This window comes from Paenibacillus sp. BT-177 (genome assembly GCF_025846815.2).
GTDB classification, from domain to species: Bacteria; Bacillota; Bacilli; order Paenibacillales; family Paenibacillaceae; genus Paenibacillus; species Paenibacillus polymyxa_C.
Genome location: NZ_JAOYTP010000003.1, coordinates 403732 through 420462, shown reverse-complemented (window position 1 = coordinate 420462; position 16731 = coordinate 403732). Strand labels below are relative to the sequence as shown.

Below are 16731 nucleotides of genomic sequence, written 5' to 3'. Positions count from 1 at the left end.
GCAATAACTATACATGAGACTAGGACCAACCAAAAGCGAAAGGACTTCATTGCCTATACCTCCATTCCATTTTCAAAAGAGAAGCCGCGAGACGATTAATAGCATTCTGATCGCAGCGGCTTCTTGGGATTCTTCTGCTCTACACTTTTCTCACAGGGCGCAACACCGCGTAGCCGTATCCCTCAGGGAAATGCCGTTGATAATCCTGCTTCGTTTCCTCATCCCATTCATACCCCAGGCTGCTAGGATCAAAGTTCCAAGCTTTCTCCTCCACCGTTCTCATAACGTCTCCGTTGTTTTTTAAATAATTGAAGGGTGGGTGGAAAAAAACCAGGTAATCTGATTCGGGGATGTCCCGGCACTTCATTCCTGCGGGAATCTCTCCGGCGTAGTCAGCGGCAACCGGTATTCCATAGAGATAGCCCTTCTGACCATTCTGATAGAACCAGCCTGCCGTTTGGCCCAATTGTCCGGGAAGCTTGAGGTGAGACATGCTTTCCAGGGTTCCGCAAATTTCATCACAATTATGACCATTTCTCCAGAAATCTCCGTAATTTCGAGAAGAAATATCCCAGAGACCAATAAATTTGTGTGCTGGTATACGCTCAATTTTGATTTCGACTTCTTGCAATTGATCATCAATCATCCTGTCCCGCTCCTTCAAATGGTAATGATAAGGAGAGAACACCTCAACGCGAATGGCTAATGGAATAGGTCTCGGCTCCTTCTGGTATACAGCTGGAGTTACCTCAAATGCTTTTACAAATGCTCGTGTAAAAGCTTCCTGTGAAGAAAACCCATACTTTATGGCAACATCGAGGATGCGGACATTGCTATCCCGGAGTTCAAGAGCTGCCCGGCTAATCCTGCGCATCCACACATAATCCCTTAATGTCATTCCTGTCAGAGAATGAAATTGCTTTGTACAGTAATAAGGGGAATAGCCTAACTGGTCGGACATTCTCAACAACGATGGCGCTGAGGTCAGATTATTATCAATCCAATCAATCATAAGCTGGACCATTTCGTTCCATTCGTACACGAGGGTTCCCTCCTTTCGACTCCATCTTAACAGCCGGAATGCAGGAATATTTGACTTGAGTTGCATCCTATTAGTCTGTTACATGGTGCTCAATTCAAGGGCTGCGTTATTTGTTTTGTTCGCAATAAGTAAGATGACATGAGAAAAGAATCTGACTATTCCATTCTTTCATTTGTAATAAAATATGTATGATGGTTATTCACCCTGTATATGTATATTGTATGATGTATGTTCGGATGATGAAAGTAGCCTTTTGATGAAATTAACTTTCACACAAAAAGCCTACCTACCGGAACACCGGCAGATAGGCTTTTATAACATAAACATTCACTTACTTCGTATTCTATGCAGTCGGTGCCTTTACATTGCAAATGCATCGACAATGCATCCTGATCTATCGTTAGTTATTTTTACGCTGACGGGCGCGGGCCTCGCCGCCTTTGCGGCCTGCTTCTTCTCTGCTCATTTTCCCGTCGCTATCACTTTGGTCTGAATTGCCACGGGCTTCACCGCCCTTGCGACCGATTTCCTGATAGAACTCCTTGCCATGGTTTTTGGAAGTGGCTTCGCCGCCTTTTTCACCAATCTCCTGATAGAAGTCCTTGCCATGACTTTTGGAAGTGGCCTCGCCACCTTTTTCGCCGATCTCTTGGTAAAATTCTTTGTCGTGATTTTTAGCAGTAGCTTCTCCACCTAAACGTCCTGCCTCTTCGCGACTCATTTTGCCATTTTGGTTGTTGTTAGCCATGTTCAATCACTCCTCATCGAATTTTAGTAAAGCGTCTACGTGTATCTATTAACCCTCGTGTCAGGAATTAAACATGTCTATTTAATTTTGATAAATGGAAAATGGTTGGTAAATAACTGGGTATACCCGTCTCTATCAGACTTCCCAGGACTCTGTACGCAGTTGTTGCTGGGGGGTAAATAATGTCGGGTAAATGAACAGGCTGAGCAGCACGCTGGTCAAAATGGCAGAAGTCATGGTAGTGAATACGATGAGCAATTGCAAACGCACGGCGACAATTGGATTGGCGCCTGCAATGATTTGTCCGGTCATCATGCCGGGAAGCTGGACAAGCCCAAGTGTTTTCTGCCCCTCAATGGTTGGAATCATACTGGAACGTATACAATTCTTCAGTATAGGGAAGATGGCTTGTCTCGGTGTTCCTCCCAACGCGAGAATAAGCATGATTTCAGGCTTGCGCAGCAGGACTTCCGACTTGAGCCGCGATACCAGCAGACTGGACAAAATCATGGAGCTGCCAATGATCATGCCGCTAATCGGAATCATGTACCGGGCTGTCGCCGGAATGATATGCAGGCCAATTAGAAATGCCTGTGTAACGATTTCCACACACAGCAACGTCAGGAATGACTTCCACATAAGCTGGGGAATAAAACGTCCTTTGCGCGCAACATTTTGAGAAGCTACAGTGATCATGAGCAGAATGAATAACACAATAAATCCGTAGCTTTGCATCCCAAAAATCAAATGCAGTACATATCCAATCACCAGTAGCTGAACGGATGCTCTGATCGTGGCAATAATAATATCTCGGTCCAGACCGAGTTTGAAGGACTTGGACATGACGATGGCGATAAATACAAAACCAAGAGAGAGAATCAAGGCAACAATCGTCATACCCATTCTCCTGCTACAAACCTGCGAGTTTCACTATGTTGTGGAGTATTAAAAAATGTCTCCGTATCCGCTTGTTCTACCAGTCTTCCGTCGATCATCAGCCATGTTTCGTGGCCTACCCTGCGGGCTTGTTCCATATGATGCGTAATCCAGATCATTGTTGTTCCCTCTTCTTTGTTCATTTGAAGCAGCAGTTCCTCGACCTCTTTGACTGAGGCGGGGTCCAGTGCAGAAGTAATCTCATCCAGTAGTAAAATATCCGGACGGTTCGCGAGCGTCCGCGCCAGGGCCAAGCGCTGTCTTTGTCCGCCGGACAGCTCCTGCGCCTTTTGCCCCAGCAGGTCACGGGTAAGTCCTACGCGCTCTAACAGGCCAACCGGATCTTCCAGTACCGTGCCATGCAGCCGCTCTACAGTCTGGAGATTGTAGAGGACCGTTCCCTGAAGCATGGGGGCATCTTGAAAAACCAATGCTACTTTCCGTCTCAGTTCAGGGATTTCCCACTCGGTTATAGGCTTGCCGAGAACGTTGATTTCTCCTTCATCCGATGCTAGCAAAAGATTGCATAGTGAAAGCAGTGTGCTTTTGCCAGACCCTGACGGACCGACCAGTGTCGTGATTTTTCCGCGCGGGACCTTTGCCGTAACTCCGTTCAGGACAGCACGTTGTTGTCCCGACCCGGTGAAATATTTAGTGACACGATTAAACTCAATAGCTGGAAGTGGCTTGGGCTCCATAGATATAGCTAGCTCCTTTGCAGGGAATCGGAAAAGATATCAAATCTGCTCTATAATCTCTTTGTATTATAGCAGTAATATCCTACCGGCTCTTCTTCTAAAAAAGAGTTAGTGTATGGAGTTGTTGCAAACGGTACTTTCTTTGTATAAACTAACAGGATTAGTTAAGATGAAATAAGAATTTAGTCTGTATATGTATATGAAATTAACCTTACATAGGAATTTAACGAAAGGGGACCGGATGATGTCACCTAGAAATGGAGTAAAGCTACAAGATATCCTGGAGGCTGCCGAGGATGTTGCCAATGAACGAGGGATGGGAGAGGTCACGCTCACTACATTGGCGCAAAAGCTGCATATTCGTCCTCCATCTTTGTACAACCATGTGGACGGATTGAACGGATTGCGTCAAGCGCTGGCATTACATAGCCTCGAAAAGCTAGAGGAAGCATTGATGAGCGCAGCCGTAGGCAGAGCAGGCGAAGAGGCGCTGATTGCTATGGGGAGAGCGTATATGCAGTATGCGCGCGAGCGGCCTGGTTTGTATGAAGCGATGCTGTATGCAACCGACCGAAATGATACCGAGCTGAGACACGCAGCGGATCGAGTAGCGGAACTTATCCTTACCGTGCTATCCAGTGGCTACGGCTTCAACGAAGCAGATTGCATTCATGCAGCGAGGGGATTCCGCAGTCTTCTTCATGGTTTTGCCTCACTTGAACAAAAGGGTGGCTTTGGTTTACCTGTGGATGTGGATCAGAGTATTGAAGTGATGATGGACACCTTTTGCGCAGGTCTTCGCGTGTTACAGCAAAAGCGAGAGGGAGAGCATTCAGATAAAAACTGAGTTCAATCTGATATAGCCCATATGATTGCGTCCTGGACTCAAAGGGTAAAATATATTCAGTATACTGTAAGCGAGAGACCGTGAATACAGGAGGGGATATGAGTGAACGTACTGGTGATTGGTGCCAATGGAAAAGTAGGCAGACATCTCGTTCGCCTACTAGGGCAACATGAGTCGCATCGCGTAAAGGCACTGATCCGCAAACCGGATCAGGCCGAAGCGCTTGAACGTTTGGGAGCAGAAACGGTAGTAGCTGACCTTGAAGGGACGGTAGGTGAAATTGCCGCAGCTATACAAGGCAGCGATGCTGTCGTGTTCACGGCAGGCTCCGGTAGCAACACAGGAGCGGATAAAACGCTGCTCATCGACCTTGATGGAGCAGTCAAGGCGATGGAAGCCGCTGAACAAGCGGGTATCCGGCGCTTCATTATGGTCAGCGCTCTATATGCGGAGAACCGGGAGCAATGGCCTGAATCGATTAAGCCATATTACGTGGCAAAGCATTATGCAGATCGCTTGCTGGAAGCGAGCAATCTGGATTACACGATTCTTCGTCCGGGCGGGTTGACAGATGATGCGGGTACTGGCAAGGTTGCTACCGGTGAAGATCTCACCAGCCATACTATCTCACGTGAAGATGTAGCGGCAACGGTGGTAGCAGCACTAGAGGAAAAGCAGACGTATCATCGAGCGATTGATTTGGTGTCCGGCAGTACGCCTATTGCTGAGGCCATCCGGTAGAGCTGAATGAATTGAAAGACATGTGCATAATATGGATAAAAGCAGACCCAAAGATAGGATTCCGGGTCTGCTTTTTGCTTTTTGTATAACGTTCCGACAGGTATTTACGAAAAAATTTGCCTAAAACTAATTACATTATTTATAATACTAACATAATTAGTTTATGATCAAGACAAGGAGATGAGATAAAATGCGTATCGTTCAGGTGCAGCATGTGTATCAATTAACGTTTATGCCCCGGCTGTTCCCAGTGAACTGTTATTTGGTGGAGGAGAAAGAGGGGCTTACCCTGATCGATGCCGGATTGCCATACAGTGCTCAGCGTATTGAACAGGCTGCGGCGCGGATTGGGCAGCCGATTATACGAATTGTACTTACCCATGCGCATGGAGATCATGTGGGTGCGTTGGATAAGCTGAAGGCAAAGTATCCTGAGGCGCAAGTATTCATTTCAAGGCGGGATGCTCGGCTACTGAAGGGTGATGTATCGTTGGAGGCAGGCGAACCAGACACTCCTATTCGGGGCAGCGTGCCGAAGAATATCCTTACCCAGCCTGACGTTTTACTGGAGGATGGGGATAACGTGGGTTCGCTGCTGGCGATCAGCGCACCGGGACATACGCCGGGCTCGATGGGATTTTTGGATACCCGTGCCCGTGCATTGATTGCAGGCGATGCCTTCCAGACTCGTGGTGGTGTTGCGGTGGCGGGAAGGCTCAAGCCACTGTTTCCTTTTCCAGCACTAGCTACCTGGAACAAGGAAATTTCGCTGCAAAGCGCCAAAAAACTGGCATCTTACAATCCGTCTCTATTAGCAGCCGGTCATGGAAACATGCTGAAGCATCCACAATTTCAGCTGGAAAGAGCGATTATGGAGTTGGAACAACAATGTTCAGTGTGATGATTACGTATTCAGCCAACATTCAGCCAGAACTCACAAAGTCCTAAGCTAAGGCAGATACAATATGAGGAAAATAGAAACAGAGAGAGGTGCATCGGACTTGAACGTTTGGAAAGCGAACGGTCTGAAATATATACTTCTATTTAGTCTCATATTGTGTGTTGCCGTTAGTATCGTTTCGTTATGGAGTTATTCAGGTAGTTCCGCGTCTCATTCTGCGGCTATTAGGCAGGGGCCATCCGGCGGGTTCGGAGGGGGAGCAGGCGGAGGCATGGGAGGGCCGGGGCAACGTCCCTCTGACGGTCAGACCGCAGGGAACCTGGGAACAGGAAGTGTAGGACAAGATCAGCAGAATTCTCCCCCAACATCTACGGATGCGGCGAGCAGCTCTGACAGCAAGAATCAGGGGACGACGGGCCAGACGACCAACTCCTCTAGTGAGAATTCGTCGACATCGGGTGACAAAGGTACAACGGCCGGGAATGATACGTCTGCCTCGGACGGCAGTGGTGTTGCTAGAGACGGACAGCACAGAGGCCCCGGTGGCATGTCTGGTAACGGATCTGGAATGGGCATGGGCGGTCCTGGCGGTGGTATGGGTGGGGGGAGAAATGGAAATTCTTCATCTGCTTATGCTACTCCGATGGCGATTTTCGCTGCTTTGTTCTTCGGTGTGTTCGTGTTTATTGCGTATCGTTTTCGGGCTCAAGAATGGAAGCTCGGGGAACGTAACCGGGGACTGATGCTGTGGACTGTGCTGGGTGTGGGATTCTTTTTAAGAATGGCGATCGCCCCATGGATCTCGGGCCACATGGATTTAATGCTATTTCGAAACTGGGCTACGACAGCAGCGGATAGCTTGTCAGGCTTTTACACGAATGGTTCCAGTGATTATCCACCGTTCTATATTTATATTTTATATGTAATCGGTAAAATCGGCTCTACGGATGCTTTCAGTCCTTATATGTCCGTATTGCTGCGGCTTCCGAATATTTTAGCTGATATCGTGACAGCGTACATGCTGTACCGGTTGGCAAGCAAACGGGTCGGCTATGGAGTGAGCCTCGGATTGGCTATATTCTATGTGTTTAACCCAGCTGTATTTATCAATTCGACCTTCTGGGGGCAGGTAGATTCATTTTTTACCATGCTGATTGTGGGCATGATTGTGCTGCTGGTGGAAAACCGGATCGGCTGGTCCGCTGTACTGTTTACGATAGCGGTATTGATGAAGCCACAGGGGATTATTTATGCGCCGGTTCTGTTCTTCGAGCTGCTGAGACAGCGCAAAATACAGCCTTGGCTGTTGTCCATTGGTGGTGCCGTTGTGACAACCATTCTGGTCATATTGCCATTTTCATGGGGGCAGGAGCCATTATGGCTGCTTGATTTATACAAGGGGACAGTTGGCGAATATCCATATGCTTCGGTGAACGCGTATAACTTCTTCGCACTAATTGGTGGCAATTATACGCAGGATACTACAACGCTGTTCCTGTTCAGTTACCATACATGGGGGATGATCTGCATTGTGCTGGTGACTCTGTTTACATGGTGGATGTATATCCGTAGTCGGAAACCACAATTTGCAGCAGCAGCTGCACTGGTACTCATTGCAGGTGTATTTACCTTCGCTTCCAGCATGCATGAACGGTACCTATTCCCTGCGGCGGCGTTAGCTGTACTGGCGTACCTGTATTTGAAAGATCGCAGATTTTTGTGGCTTGCGGGTGGATTCAGTCTTACGATTTTCCTGAACACCTTTGATATTTTCTATAGCTCCAATTCTCAGGATCATTACGGTATTATTTTGTGTGTGACATCATTGCTAAATGTGTTGTTGTTTGGGTATTTGGTCAAAGTAGTGTGGGATTGCTCCAGGTCGGCTACAATTCAGGCTGCGCTTCCCAAGGCCACCAATATAGCTCCTTTATCCGCAGAATGAGTGATGGACGGTCACCACACAGGTGATCGCCCATCTTCCAGCGATGAAGGCACGTTCTCAATACGGCGTGCCAATATCTTTTCATTTCACTGCGGCAAGAAAATGTTTCTCTCCACCATAAGAGGGATCAATTTGCGGAATGCTATCGTGCTTGCAGCCTGTTCATCTCTTTGATAGACTTCATATTCTTTCCTGAAGGTGTCCTGCATTTCCTCTGGTAAATGGCGGATGTATCGGTGCGCACATTCGGTTACCTGTGCCGGCGATCCGAAATCAACCACCAGATCCAGAACGTCCAGCACATAGAATTCCATGGGAGTCGACTGTGGCAAAAACCATCCGGTCAAGATGGCTTGTTCAAGCACCTCGTCGAGATTAGCACCATACTTGTCCATCAAAGGAACGACCTTGTCTAGAATCAATGTGATAATCTCTGCCAATCCCTTCTCCCGAGAAGTTTCCTTGGCCAGATTCCATACCTTGCCCTTGTTCCGGAAGCTGCTCAAGCTGATATCCCAATATATCTTTCCGCTTTGCGTATTCATGATTTGGCAACTAGCATTAAACTCCAAATAGCTGCCGGCCACATTGGAAGCATTGCTCGAAAAATGCGCCTCGGCCGTAAAGGGGTCCATGTGCTTGACCATGCTTTTCCTGGATTTATAGTATTTGAATCCGCAAGGCTCACAGGCCGCAGCAATCCTAGAGCAACATTCTCGGAAAATATCCTTGCCGGTTTGGTGATCCGCCATATCTATTCCTCTCCATTTTGCTTATTTTATAAAGAGTATGAAGACACAGAAATCTTGGCTTGATTTCAGGCTTATAAACTTTGTATTACTACGCAAAAACAGGCCTACGGTTTCTATTGTTATTTTACAGAATAGCTAATAGCCAAATGCACAGAATAAAAGAAACCGCCCTTTAACAACATGGAAGTGGTTGATAAATCAACTACAATCCATAAGTTAAAGAAGCGGTTTTCTTGTCCTCATGCCAGAGCAACCTGGTATCCATGTGTCTCAATCCATATATTCGTTCAGTTTCTGTACATCGCGGATGGTAATCTCACGTGTACCCTTGATATGAATAATCCCCAGCTGTTCAAACTTTCCAAATTTTCGGCTGATCGTTTCACGTGTGACACCCACATAATTAGCCATTTCTTCGCGTGAAAGGGGGAGATTTATTTTAATATAGGAGCCGTCCGGCTTGCCGTATTTGTGTCCGAGTTCGAGAATCATGTAGGCGATACGAATTTCCGGGTCTTTGGTAGCCAGGCTTTGAGCCAGGTTTTCGGTATGTGCCAAGCGTTTGGTAATCGTTTTGAGCAGCCTCAAAGAGATATCGGGATTGTTGCGGATCAACTCCTCCATATCATCTTTGGTGAGCATACAAATATCAGTATCCTTTAAGGCGTACGCACTAAAATTGCTCAACTCGTCGTTATTAAATATATTCAACTCACCAAAAAAATCGCCAGTTGTCAGAATGTGCAGAATTTGTTCTTTGCCCTGAGGTGTCATCTTCAGCAGCTTAACATGCCCGCTTTTAATAATGTACAGCGTATCGGAAGCCTGTTCCTCGACAATCAAGGCCTCGCCTTTCTGATATTTTCGGTGCCGGATCATAGAGCTAACCTTACACAAATCTTCGCAGGACAAAGAGGAAAAGATAGGCACTTTGCGGGCACAGGGCTCCTGTTCACACTGGCAGGGGCAGGACATCTCATTCACATTCATTCACTCCATTCATCAACCGGAAACTAGAAAGTATAGCGTGTTCTTGTTATTCTGTATCATCTATAGGGGCAAAATGGCTTTGATCCTCACCGCAGACTGGACAAACCCAGTCTTCCGGAAGGTCTTCGAACGCTGTACCTGGCATAACGTCTTCATCAGGGTCACCCATAGCAGGATCATAAACGTATCCACAGGGCTGACATACATATTTTTTCATCTTTAGTTCTCCTTGTCATCCAAAATTTTTGTAAGCTCTGGTGCATCCGGACTGAGTCCTTGGATAATGGCTGCTTTATATGGAAGTGAAGCGAGAGCATCTCCAAAGCCGATCACACCGCAGATAGAGCCGTTTTGTATGAACATACGTGTATAAGAAACTTGATTTTCACGGGTCAGGCTGGTGTCACAGACTTGTTCGTCTACCAGACCGATGGAAAACAAGGGGCTTTCATAGCTGTTGGACAGGGTGACAGGAAGAGGACGCTGGTAAGCTGTGGAGGTACCCGCCATATTAGTGCCTGCTATTTTCCCTTGCTCCATAGCACTTTCCCATAATCCATCTACTCTATTGTGGAACTCGGCTACATCACCTGCCGCATATATATTGGCGGAGCTGGTCTCCATCTGCGCATTTACCAGAATGCCTTGTCCAATATCAAGGCCGATTTGGCGAGCAAGCTCCGTATTAGGTACAATTCCGATAGAGTACACGACATGTTCGCAGGGAATAACAGTGCCGTCCTGCAGTTCTACGCCCTCTACATGATCTGTGCCTGTAATACGCTTTACGCCTTGTCCAAGGCATACCTGGGTACCCTGTTCGATAACTCGGCGGGTCAAAATAGCGGATGCCTTTTCATCTAGCTGGCGGGGCATGAGCCGTTGCGAAGCTTCCAGAATGGTAACGGCATATCCGGCTTGCTGAAAGGACCAGGCGGTTTCTACACCCTGAATACCACCGCCGATGATACATATCCGGTCTCCTTGTCGCAATTCCGTTTTAAGTCTGTCTGCATCTTGTCGAAAACGAATATTGTGAACGTTCCTTAGTGAAGCCCCGTCCAGCACAAGCTTACGGTTGTGGGCTCCTGTACACAGCAGCAGCTTGTCGTAAACAACGGTTTGCCCCTTGGCTGTTTCGATGGTGCAGTCCTCTGCGTGTATTGCCGTGATCTTTACGCCGGAATACACATGAATTCGTTGACTAGCAAACCACTTTTCCTTTTTGATCAGGATTTTGTCGCTGTGCAAGTCAGTGAATAGTGCCTTCGAAAGCTTGACTCTGTTATATGGAAGGGAGGACTCTTCCCCGTAAATAGAAATTTCAGCTAGCTCATCATGATCTCTAATCGCTTTTGCCGCGTTGACAGCGGCCACGCCCCCTCCGATGATAACGTAATGTTGGTTATCCATTCGGCATCTCTCCTATTCCCTCTAAGCTTCCTGTGCTCAAATAACACTAAGCAGCAGATCTGAGACGAATTCAGCGGCATTTTTAATTTTTTTCACTTTTTCATCTTCTGTAGGAGAGAAGCGAATGCGTACCGGGAATTCCACATGCGTCATACCTGTTGACTTGATTACATCTGAAGTGCTCTGGACTTTCATATTAGTACCGTTCAAGTAATCCTGTACGACTTCAATGGCTTCACCGCTCCAGCCGTAGGAACCAAAGGCGGCAGCAAGCTTACCTTCCAAATTCATCTTTTGCATTTTTTGCAGCAGATCTTCCAATTTGCCTGTCATGTCGGCATATTTGGTAGAGCTGCCGACGAAAACAGCATCAGCTGAGGTAATACTATTTAATATCTCGGTTTCATCCGCTTTATCTACATCCCATAGCTCCACCTTGATTTGGTTCTCCAAAAAGCAATCTCTCAGGATGTTTGCCATTTTTTTAGTATTATTTTTTAAGGTGGCATAAACAATCGCTACTTTTTTATCATCCTTGGTTTCGGTACTCATCGATGCGTACAAATCAATAAATTTGGCAATATCATGTCGGATCGCGAAGCCGTGGGAAGGAGCAATCATCTCAATATCCAAGTCAGATACAGCTTCGATTAATGTACGCACATATCTGCGATGAGGATGAATAATAGCCTGATAATATCCGATAAAATCCTCGGTGATATCAAAGCCGGCCTCATCGGCAAATAGACGCTCTACAGCCACGTGTGTGCTGAAAATATCGCAAGGGAACAAGACTTTGTCTTCGATGCAATACGTAATCATAGTTTCTTCTGTATGGAGATAAGGTGTTTCCTTGAACAGCAGTGTCTTGCCTCCAATATCCAGTTGATCCCCGTCCTTGATGACGAGGAAATTCCGATGCTGGAGCTTGTACATCTGCTGAATTTCCGGAACGGCAATCTCCGTGCAGACAATTGTGGCGTTTGCTGCCTTGGAAGCAAGTGCCGCTAACCCGCCGGAGTGATCCGGTTCCGTGTGATTGACGATTATATATTGAATATCCAACGGGTCAATTAATTCCGCTACAGCTTCTGCAAATTCTCTGCCGAACGCCATATCTACGGTATCTACAATGGTTGGTTTTCCTGTTTTCAGCAGATATGCATTATATGTTGTACCCTTTGATAGTAGAAGACGATGAAAGGGGACCTCACGATTATCAATTTTTCCTACCCAATAAATATCCTTTGCCAGCTTAAATCCTGGTTTCATAGGAATAACCTCCTGCTTTTTTGGTTTGTCTGACACAATTCGATTTTAGTTGGATGTGATGATGAAAAAGATGATTGAAATCAAATTTTTGAATATTTCAAAGTATTTATGACTTAAATTTATGTTTGTGATCGCAATCACAAGACGAGCGTAATAATCAAATACAATAAGACTATATAGGCCCAATCCAATTACAAACAGGAGAGTGAATCTACATGAAAAAATCAAACCTCATTCAATTTCAGGAATATAAAGAAGCTGCATTTACAAAACGAATTGTGCATAAGGAAGCCGACAATGTCATTTTTATTCTCAACTTCACCCCTAATGCTGAGCTACCAACACATAATCATCCAGGAGCGAATGTATATTTGCTTGTTCTGGAAGGAAGCGGTACTGTAACTGTAAATGGTGAAGAAACGGAAGTTGTCCAAGGGGATATGATCCATATTACCGGAGATGAGCACTTTTCCTATCGCGGTAGTGCGGAAGCGAATTCCAGCCTGCATGTGGTGTTGACCAAAACGCCAAGTGAAAGCTATGCACAAAATATATAAAGTATAGAAATTGCAAGAAGAGGAACTGCAGTCCAAACATACAAAAGCCGCTTGGTCATTTAGACCAGGCGGCTTTTGTATTGGAGAGTCACACCCCGGAATACGCTATAAACCGGCTGTCTAGCGGGATTACTGTACCTGTGACAGCGCTGAATGTCTAAGCCACAGTAGGTCACGGTTGTGTTCAGTGAGGAAGAAGCTGGGGGCAATAGTTTTCACGCTTTGGAGCGACCTTATGATGAAATCCCGTCTGTACAAATGGCTTCCGAAGTGCCACAATACGTTTTAAAGGCCATTTTTCTCCAGCTGGAATATCGTGCAAGGCTCGTGAAGTAGTTAACCCCAATAAAATGACGTTTCATCGAAAGGAGGAAGCAGGTTATGAAGCTGCATCGAGCCATTGTAGTGGATGATGAAATATTCACCCGCAAAGGGCTGATTCAACTTGTCGATTGGGAAATCTGTGGCTTTGAAATCGTGGGTGAAGCTGATAACGGTGAGGATGCGCTGGAGCTAATCAGTCGTCTTCACCCAGACCTGATCATTACCGATATTCGTATGCCTGTGCTGGATGGATTAGAGCTGATTCGATCCGTACTCGAACGGAGTACCCAACATCCTGCTTTTATTATCATGAGCGGCTACAGTGATTTTGCTTATGCGCAGCAGGCACTCCGCTATGGAGTTCATGATTTTATACTTAAGCCGGTTGATGATGAGGACTTTTCGGCTACACTGCGCAAGCTGAGTGAAAGATTTCACCGTGAACAACAGAACGCGCAGCGATATCAGAACCACCTTACAGGCGGGCTGCTAGAGACGATGATGATGAACCCAGTGGATGATGCAGTGGTGACACATTGGGAGCAACAGTTGCGGCTTGGAGAAGCCACGTATATGTACTATGTACTCGTCGAGCTGAACGATCAGCATCCTTGGCACTCCGGTGACGATGGCGTCATGCTATCACTTTTCCAGTTCAGGGAACTTATAGAGCAAGCGCTTCATCGTTTAATGGGCAGCAAGTACCCTCTCTATGTCCATGAGCATCGTAACCGGATTGGTCTTATCGTACCGGACTTCTTTTTAGAGTGTTTTGAAGCTAAGGTGGAAGTTTTTATGAAAGCGCTACAACAGGAGATAGAGGGGATGGAGTCACTAAAAGACCGGTTGGGAAGTCGGGTGTTCGTTTATGCGGGAAGTCCTGTGAATCAGTTGCGGGATATCCAGCAGTCCTATGCCAGTGCAAAGGAGGCAGTTCTCCATAAATACATTCATGACCATAGTGGTATTGTTGTCTATCTGCAGGGAGAAATGCCACCCCTCCACTATAGGACCATTCGTCAGGACGTACTCGATAGCTTGACAGAGCAGATCGAGGAACTCCAATTGGAAGAGCTGCGTGCGACCGTAGATTATTTATTTAGCAGCTTTCGGGAAGAGCATTATGCCCCTGAGGCTATGAAAATGAGTCTGCATCAATGCGTTCTTAGTATCGTGCGGGTCATTCAAAACATGCAGGGAAATGAGCGCTCAATTCAGTCGCTGGAACCGATGATCAACTGGCAGGATATGAATCTGTCGCTGGGTGAACTCCAGCGATTGTTTACAGCCTTTGCCGAGGAAAGTGGAAAATATATTGGGACGCTGCGCAAGGAATGTCAGCAGGGAGGAATCCAGCATATCCGTGCTTACATTGAGCAGCATGCTGACGAGAATATAAGTCTGAAAAGTATTGCGGCCCGCTTTTACATGAATCCGGTATACCTCGGTCAATTGTTCAGAAAAACATACGGGGTGTACTTTAACGAATTCCTGCTGAAATTACGCATTCAGGAGGCGAAACGCCTGCTACGGCAGACGGATCTGCGTATATATGAAATTGCGGAGCGCGTGGGCTTCGGCAGTTCAGACTATTTTGTGACTCAGTTTGAAAAGCTGGCGCACGTCACGCCAAGTGAATACCGCAATAGCCTGAGTGTTGGGTACGAGCCAGAGAGGTCCGGCGAATGAAGAGGCTGAGAACTACCCTGGATCATATACGGCTGCGAGATAAAATGCTGCTGCTTTATTTCCTCTGTGTTTTTACACCTATAGTGCTGACCAATCTGATCTTTTACCATGTTACCTCGCAAAATGTGAAGGAACAGCGTATTCAGGATATTACGCGCGCACTGGAACAAATTAAAATTGAATTTCACCGGGAATTTGAAGATGCGATGGAAATCTCGTCTATCTTTTATACCGATTATCGACTCAATGAGGTGTTGGAAGAAACATATCCCCACCCTGCTGACTATATTGCTGTTTATGACTCTTATTTACGTCGTATCTTAAACAATACGTACAGCCCTGTGTACCAATCCGTAGGTGGAATTACGATCTACACTGATAATTCAACGCTGCTGAATTCCGGGGGAATCAGCTTTATAGATGAGAGGGTCAAAAGCTTCCCCTGGTATACCCAAATCCCGCCTGGACGCCAGTCCAAGCCTATATTTGTCCGTACCGACGACAGTACCGACGAGCAGACACACCCCTTCAGCCTGATTCGACGGATGAACTACTTTTATTCCCCAAGTGGTCGTGAAAAAATACTAAAAATAGAGCTGCGAATGTCGTCCATTCGGGAGATTTTCAATAACCTGAATTTACAGGGGAGTCTCTTCCTGCTTAACGAACGGGGAGAAATTGAATACACAAATGATCCCAAGGTGGATATAAACCATAAAAGCGTTGCCTATAGTACCCTCAAGCTGCCCGAGAACACCATGGAGTTCAAGACCAGTTATGTGCTTACGAATAATCTGAACGGCTGGAGCATTGTGGCCGCAGTATCAAGGGATGAAGTGCTGTATGAAATGCAGGAACCTCGCAATTTTGCGCTCTTGTTAACCTGTGTGAATATGCTGCTGCCCACCTTGATCATTATTTGGATTACACGTTCGCTGAACGTGCGGCTTCATCGCATTTTGAAACATGTGAAAAAGGTGAAAAATCAGCATTTTGAACTCATTCCAGGTATGGAGTCGAGTGATGAAATCGGACAGCTAACAGGTGAATTTAATCGGATGACGCTGAGAATCAAACGACTGATTAACGATGTTTATATGGCCGATATTCAGCGAAAAAATCTGGAGATTCAGCGTAGACATGCCCAGCTGAATGCACTTCACAGCCAGATCAACCCCCATTTTCTGTTCAATGCGCTGGAGACGATTCGCATGCGAAGCCTGATGAAGCATGAGGATGAGACAGCCCGCATTATTCATAACATGGCACGGATTTTCCGCAATTCGCTGGTGTGGAACAAGGATCGAGTTACTTTGCGGGACGAGTTGGAGTTGATCCGTTGTTTTCTGGAAATCCAACAATATCGCTTTGGTGAGCGAATACAGTACGATGTACAGGCGCGCTCTGAAGACTTGGATAATCTGATTCCCAAAATGGTCGTACTGACGCTGGTTGAAAATGCAAGTATCCACGGCATTGAGCCGCTAAAGCATGGGGGACGAATTGAGATTCTTTTTGAGCATGAGGAAGGACGACTGATTCTAACGGTTCGGGATGATGGGGTTGGCATGTCTGCGGAACAGGTGCAGCGCTTATATGGTTACATGCAAAGGCAGGAAGAAATGGGTGAGCGTATAGGTCTGCAAAATGTCATCTATCGTCTAAAACTTTACTACGGGAAATGCTTTGAGCTCGCCATTCGCAGTGCACCCGGCGAAGGTACGGAGATTCGTATAATGATTCCTGCGGATCGGGACCTATAGTTTCCTAAGTAACACCTTTAGATTGACAGGTGAACAAACTGAACGGCATTTTATAAAATGAAAGTGCTTACAATTTAGGGTGCGCGGGATTCTCGTTGTTCAAGGGGCGTGCG

General features: G+C 46.4%; 17 protein-coding genes. 8 read left to right on the top strand and 9 right to left on the bottom strand.

Going from position 1 to position 16731, the window contains the following annotated elements:
• Positions 1-139 precede the first annotated feature (139 nt).
• From OIU26_RS12355 to OIU26_RS12340, 4 genes are all read right to left on the bottom strand, one after another.
• Positions 140-1042 (bottom strand): AraC family transcriptional regulator, encoded by a 903-nt coding sequence (locus OIU26_RS12355; RefSeq protein WP_264216992.1) that lies wholly within the window; start codon positions 1040-1042, stop codon positions 140-142.
• Between the two features lie 400 nt (positions 1043-1442).
• Positions 1443-1790, bottom strand: coding sequence for a KGG domain-containing protein (locus OIU26_RS12350; protein ID WP_013373683.1), 348 nt, complete (start codon positions 1788-1790; stop codon positions 1443-1445).
• 135 nt (positions 1791-1925) lie between these two features.
• Positions 1926-2687 (bottom strand): ABC transporter permease, encoded by a 762-nt coding sequence (locus OIU26_RS12345; protein ID WP_264216991.1) that lies wholly within the window; start codon positions 2685-2687, stop codon positions 1926-1928.
• Positions 2684-3424, bottom strand: coding sequence for an ABC transporter ATP-binding protein (locus OIU26_RS12340; RefSeq protein ID WP_264216990.1), 741 nt, complete (start codon positions 3422-3424; stop codon positions 2684-2686). Before OIU26_RS12340 ends, OIU26_RS12345 begins: the two co-directional genes overlap by 4 nt.
• Before the next feature lie 244 nt (positions 3425-3668).
• Here OIU26_RS12340 and OIU26_RS12335 point away from each other — a divergent pair, with 244 nt between their 5' ends.
• The 4 genes from OIU26_RS12335 (at position 3669) to OIU26_RS12320 (ending at position 7858) form a co-directional block, all read left to right on the top strand.
• Positions 3669-4271 carry a TetR/AcrR family transcriptional regulator gene (locus OIU26_RS12335; protein WP_264217119.1) on the top strand — a complete coding sequence of 201 codons (603 nt, stop codon included), beginning with the start codon at positions 3669-3671 and terminating at the stop codon, positions 4269-4271.
• Positions 4272-4373: 102 nt separating this feature from the next.
• Entirely contained in the window at positions 4374-5012 is a 639-nt protein-coding gene (locus OIU26_RS12330; RefSeq protein WP_264216989.1) for an SDR family oxidoreductase, read from the top strand.
• 190 nt (positions 5013-5202) lie between these two features.
• Positions 5203-5913: an MBL fold metallo-hydrolase gene (locus tag OIU26_RS12325; protein WP_264216988.1), complete on the top strand. Its 711-nt coding sequence runs from the start codon at positions 5203-5205 to the stop codon at positions 5911-5913.
• 271 nt (positions 5914-6184) lie between these two features.
• The gene (locus OIU26_RS12320) at positions 6185-7858 is read left to right on the top strand and encodes a glycosyltransferase 87 family protein (protein WP_264217118.1); all 1674 of its coding nucleotides are present in this window, start codon (positions 6185-6187) and stop codon (positions 7856-7858) included.
• 86 nt (positions 7859-7944) lie between these two features.
• Here OIU26_RS12320 and OIU26_RS12315 read toward each other — a convergent pair whose 3' ends face one another.
• The 5 genes from OIU26_RS12315 to OIU26_RS12295 form a co-directional block, all read right to left on the bottom strand.
• Positions 7945-8610, bottom strand: a complete 666-nt coding sequence (locus OIU26_RS12315) for a hypothetical protein (protein WP_264216987.1) — start codon at positions 8608-8610, stop codon at positions 7945-7947.
• Positions 8611-8880: 270 nt separating this feature from the next.
• Positions 8881-9585, bottom strand: a complete 705-nt coding sequence (locus OIU26_RS12310; protein WP_058711071.1) for a Crp/Fnr family transcriptional regulator — start codon at positions 9583-9585, stop codon at positions 8881-8883.
• A gap of 61 nt (positions 9586-9646) precedes the next feature.
• Positions 9647-9817: a rubredoxin gene (gene rd / locus OIU26_RS12305; protein WP_064797632.1), complete on the bottom strand. Its 171-nt coding sequence runs from the start codon at positions 9815-9817 to the stop codon at positions 9647-9649.
• Between the two features lie 2 nt (positions 9818-9819).
• Entirely contained in the window at positions 9820-11013 is a 1194-nt protein-coding gene (locus OIU26_RS12300; RefSeq protein WP_165079873.1) for an NAD(P)/FAD-dependent oxidoreductase, read from the bottom strand.
• A 36-nt stretch (positions 11014-11049) separates the two neighbouring features.
• Positions 11050-12285, bottom strand: a complete 1236-nt coding sequence (locus OIU26_RS12295) for an FprA family A-type flavoprotein (protein WP_264216986.1) — start codon at positions 12283-12285, stop codon at positions 11050-11052.
• 215 nt (positions 12286-12500) lie between these two features.
• Here OIU26_RS12295 and OIU26_RS12290 point away from each other — a divergent pair, with 215 nt between their 5' ends.
• From OIU26_RS12290 to OIU26_RS12275, 4 genes are all read left to right on the top strand, one after another.
• Complete coding sequence (locus OIU26_RS12290; protein ID WP_013373671.1) at positions 12501-12842, top strand: cupin domain-containing protein; 342 nt, start codon at positions 12501-12503, stop codon at positions 12840-12842.
• A 180-nt stretch (positions 12843-13022) separates the two neighbouring features.
• A complete protein-coding gene (locus OIU26_RS12285) occupies positions 13023-13178 on the top strand; it encodes a hypothetical protein (RefSeq protein WP_013373670.1) in 156 nt (51 codons plus the stop codon).
• Positions 13179-13223: 45 nt separating this feature from the next.
• Complete coding sequence (locus tag OIU26_RS12280; protein WP_264216985.1) at positions 13224-14855, top strand: response regulator; 1632 nt, start codon at positions 13224-13226, stop codon at positions 14853-14855.
• The gene (locus OIU26_RS12275) at positions 14852-16618 is read left to right on the top strand and encodes a sensor histidine kinase (protein ID WP_264216984.1); all 1767 of its coding nucleotides are present in this window, start codon (positions 14852-14854) and stop codon (positions 16616-16618) included. Before OIU26_RS12280 ends, OIU26_RS12275 begins: the two co-directional genes overlap by 4 nt.
• Positions 16619-16731 lie beyond the last annotated feature (113 nt).

Bases quoted from the DNA above. Each gene is read 5' to 3' on its own strand.
- OIU26_RS12340 (WP_264216990.1), bottom strand. From the start codon at position 3,424: ATGGAGCCCAAGCCACTTCCAGCTATTGAGTTTAATCGTGTCACTAAA.
- OIU26_RS12345 (WP_264216991.1), bottom strand. From the start codon at position 2,687: ATGACGATTGTTGCCTTGATTCTCTCTCTTGGTTTTGTATTTATCGCC.
- OIU26_RS12325 (WP_264216988.1), top strand. From the start codon at position 5,203: ATGCGTATCGTTCAGGTGCAGCATGTGTATCAATTAACGTTTATGCCC.
- OIU26_RS12320 (WP_264217118.1), top strand. From the start codon at position 6,185: ATGGGAGGGCCGGGGCAACGTCCCTCTGACGGTCAGACCGCAGGGAAC.
- OIU26_RS12290 (WP_013373671.1), top strand. From the start codon at position 12,501: ATGAAAAAATCAAACCTCATTCAATTTCAGGAATATAAAGAAGCTGCA.
- rd (WP_064797632.1), bottom strand. From the start codon at position 9,817: ATGAAAAAATATGTATGTCAGCCCTGTGGATACGTTTATGATCCTGCT.
- OIU26_RS12300 (WP_165079873.1), bottom strand. From the start codon at position 11,013: ATGGATAACCAACATTACGTTATCATCGGAGGGGGCGTGGCCGCTGTC.
- OIU26_RS12315 (WP_264216987.1), bottom strand. From the start codon at position 8,610: ATGGCGGATCACCAAACCGGCAAGGATATTTTCCGAGAATGTTGCTCT.
- OIU26_RS12310 (WP_058711071.1), bottom strand. From the start codon at position 9,585: ATGTCCTGCCCCTGCCAGTGTGAACAGGAGCCCTGTGCCCGCAAAGTG.
- OIU26_RS12275 (WP_264216984.1), top strand. From the start codon at position 14,852: ATGAAGAGGCTGAGAACTACCCTGGATCATATACGGCTGCGAGATAAA.
- OIU26_RS12335 (WP_264217119.1), top strand. From the start codon at position 3,669: ATGTCACCTAGAAATGGAGTAAAGCTACAAGATATCCTGGAGGCTGCC.
- OIU26_RS12350 (WP_013373683.1), bottom strand. From the start codon at position 1,790: ATGGCTAACAACAACCAAAATGGCAAAATGAGTCGCGAAGAGGCAGGA.
- OIU26_RS12295 (WP_264216986.1), bottom strand. From the start codon at position 12,285: ATGAAACCAGGATTTAAGCTGGCAAAGGATATTTATTGGGTAGGAAAA.
- OIU26_RS12280 (WP_264216985.1), top strand. From the start codon at position 13,224: ATGAAGCTGCATCGAGCCATTGTAGTGGATGATGAAATATTCACCCGC.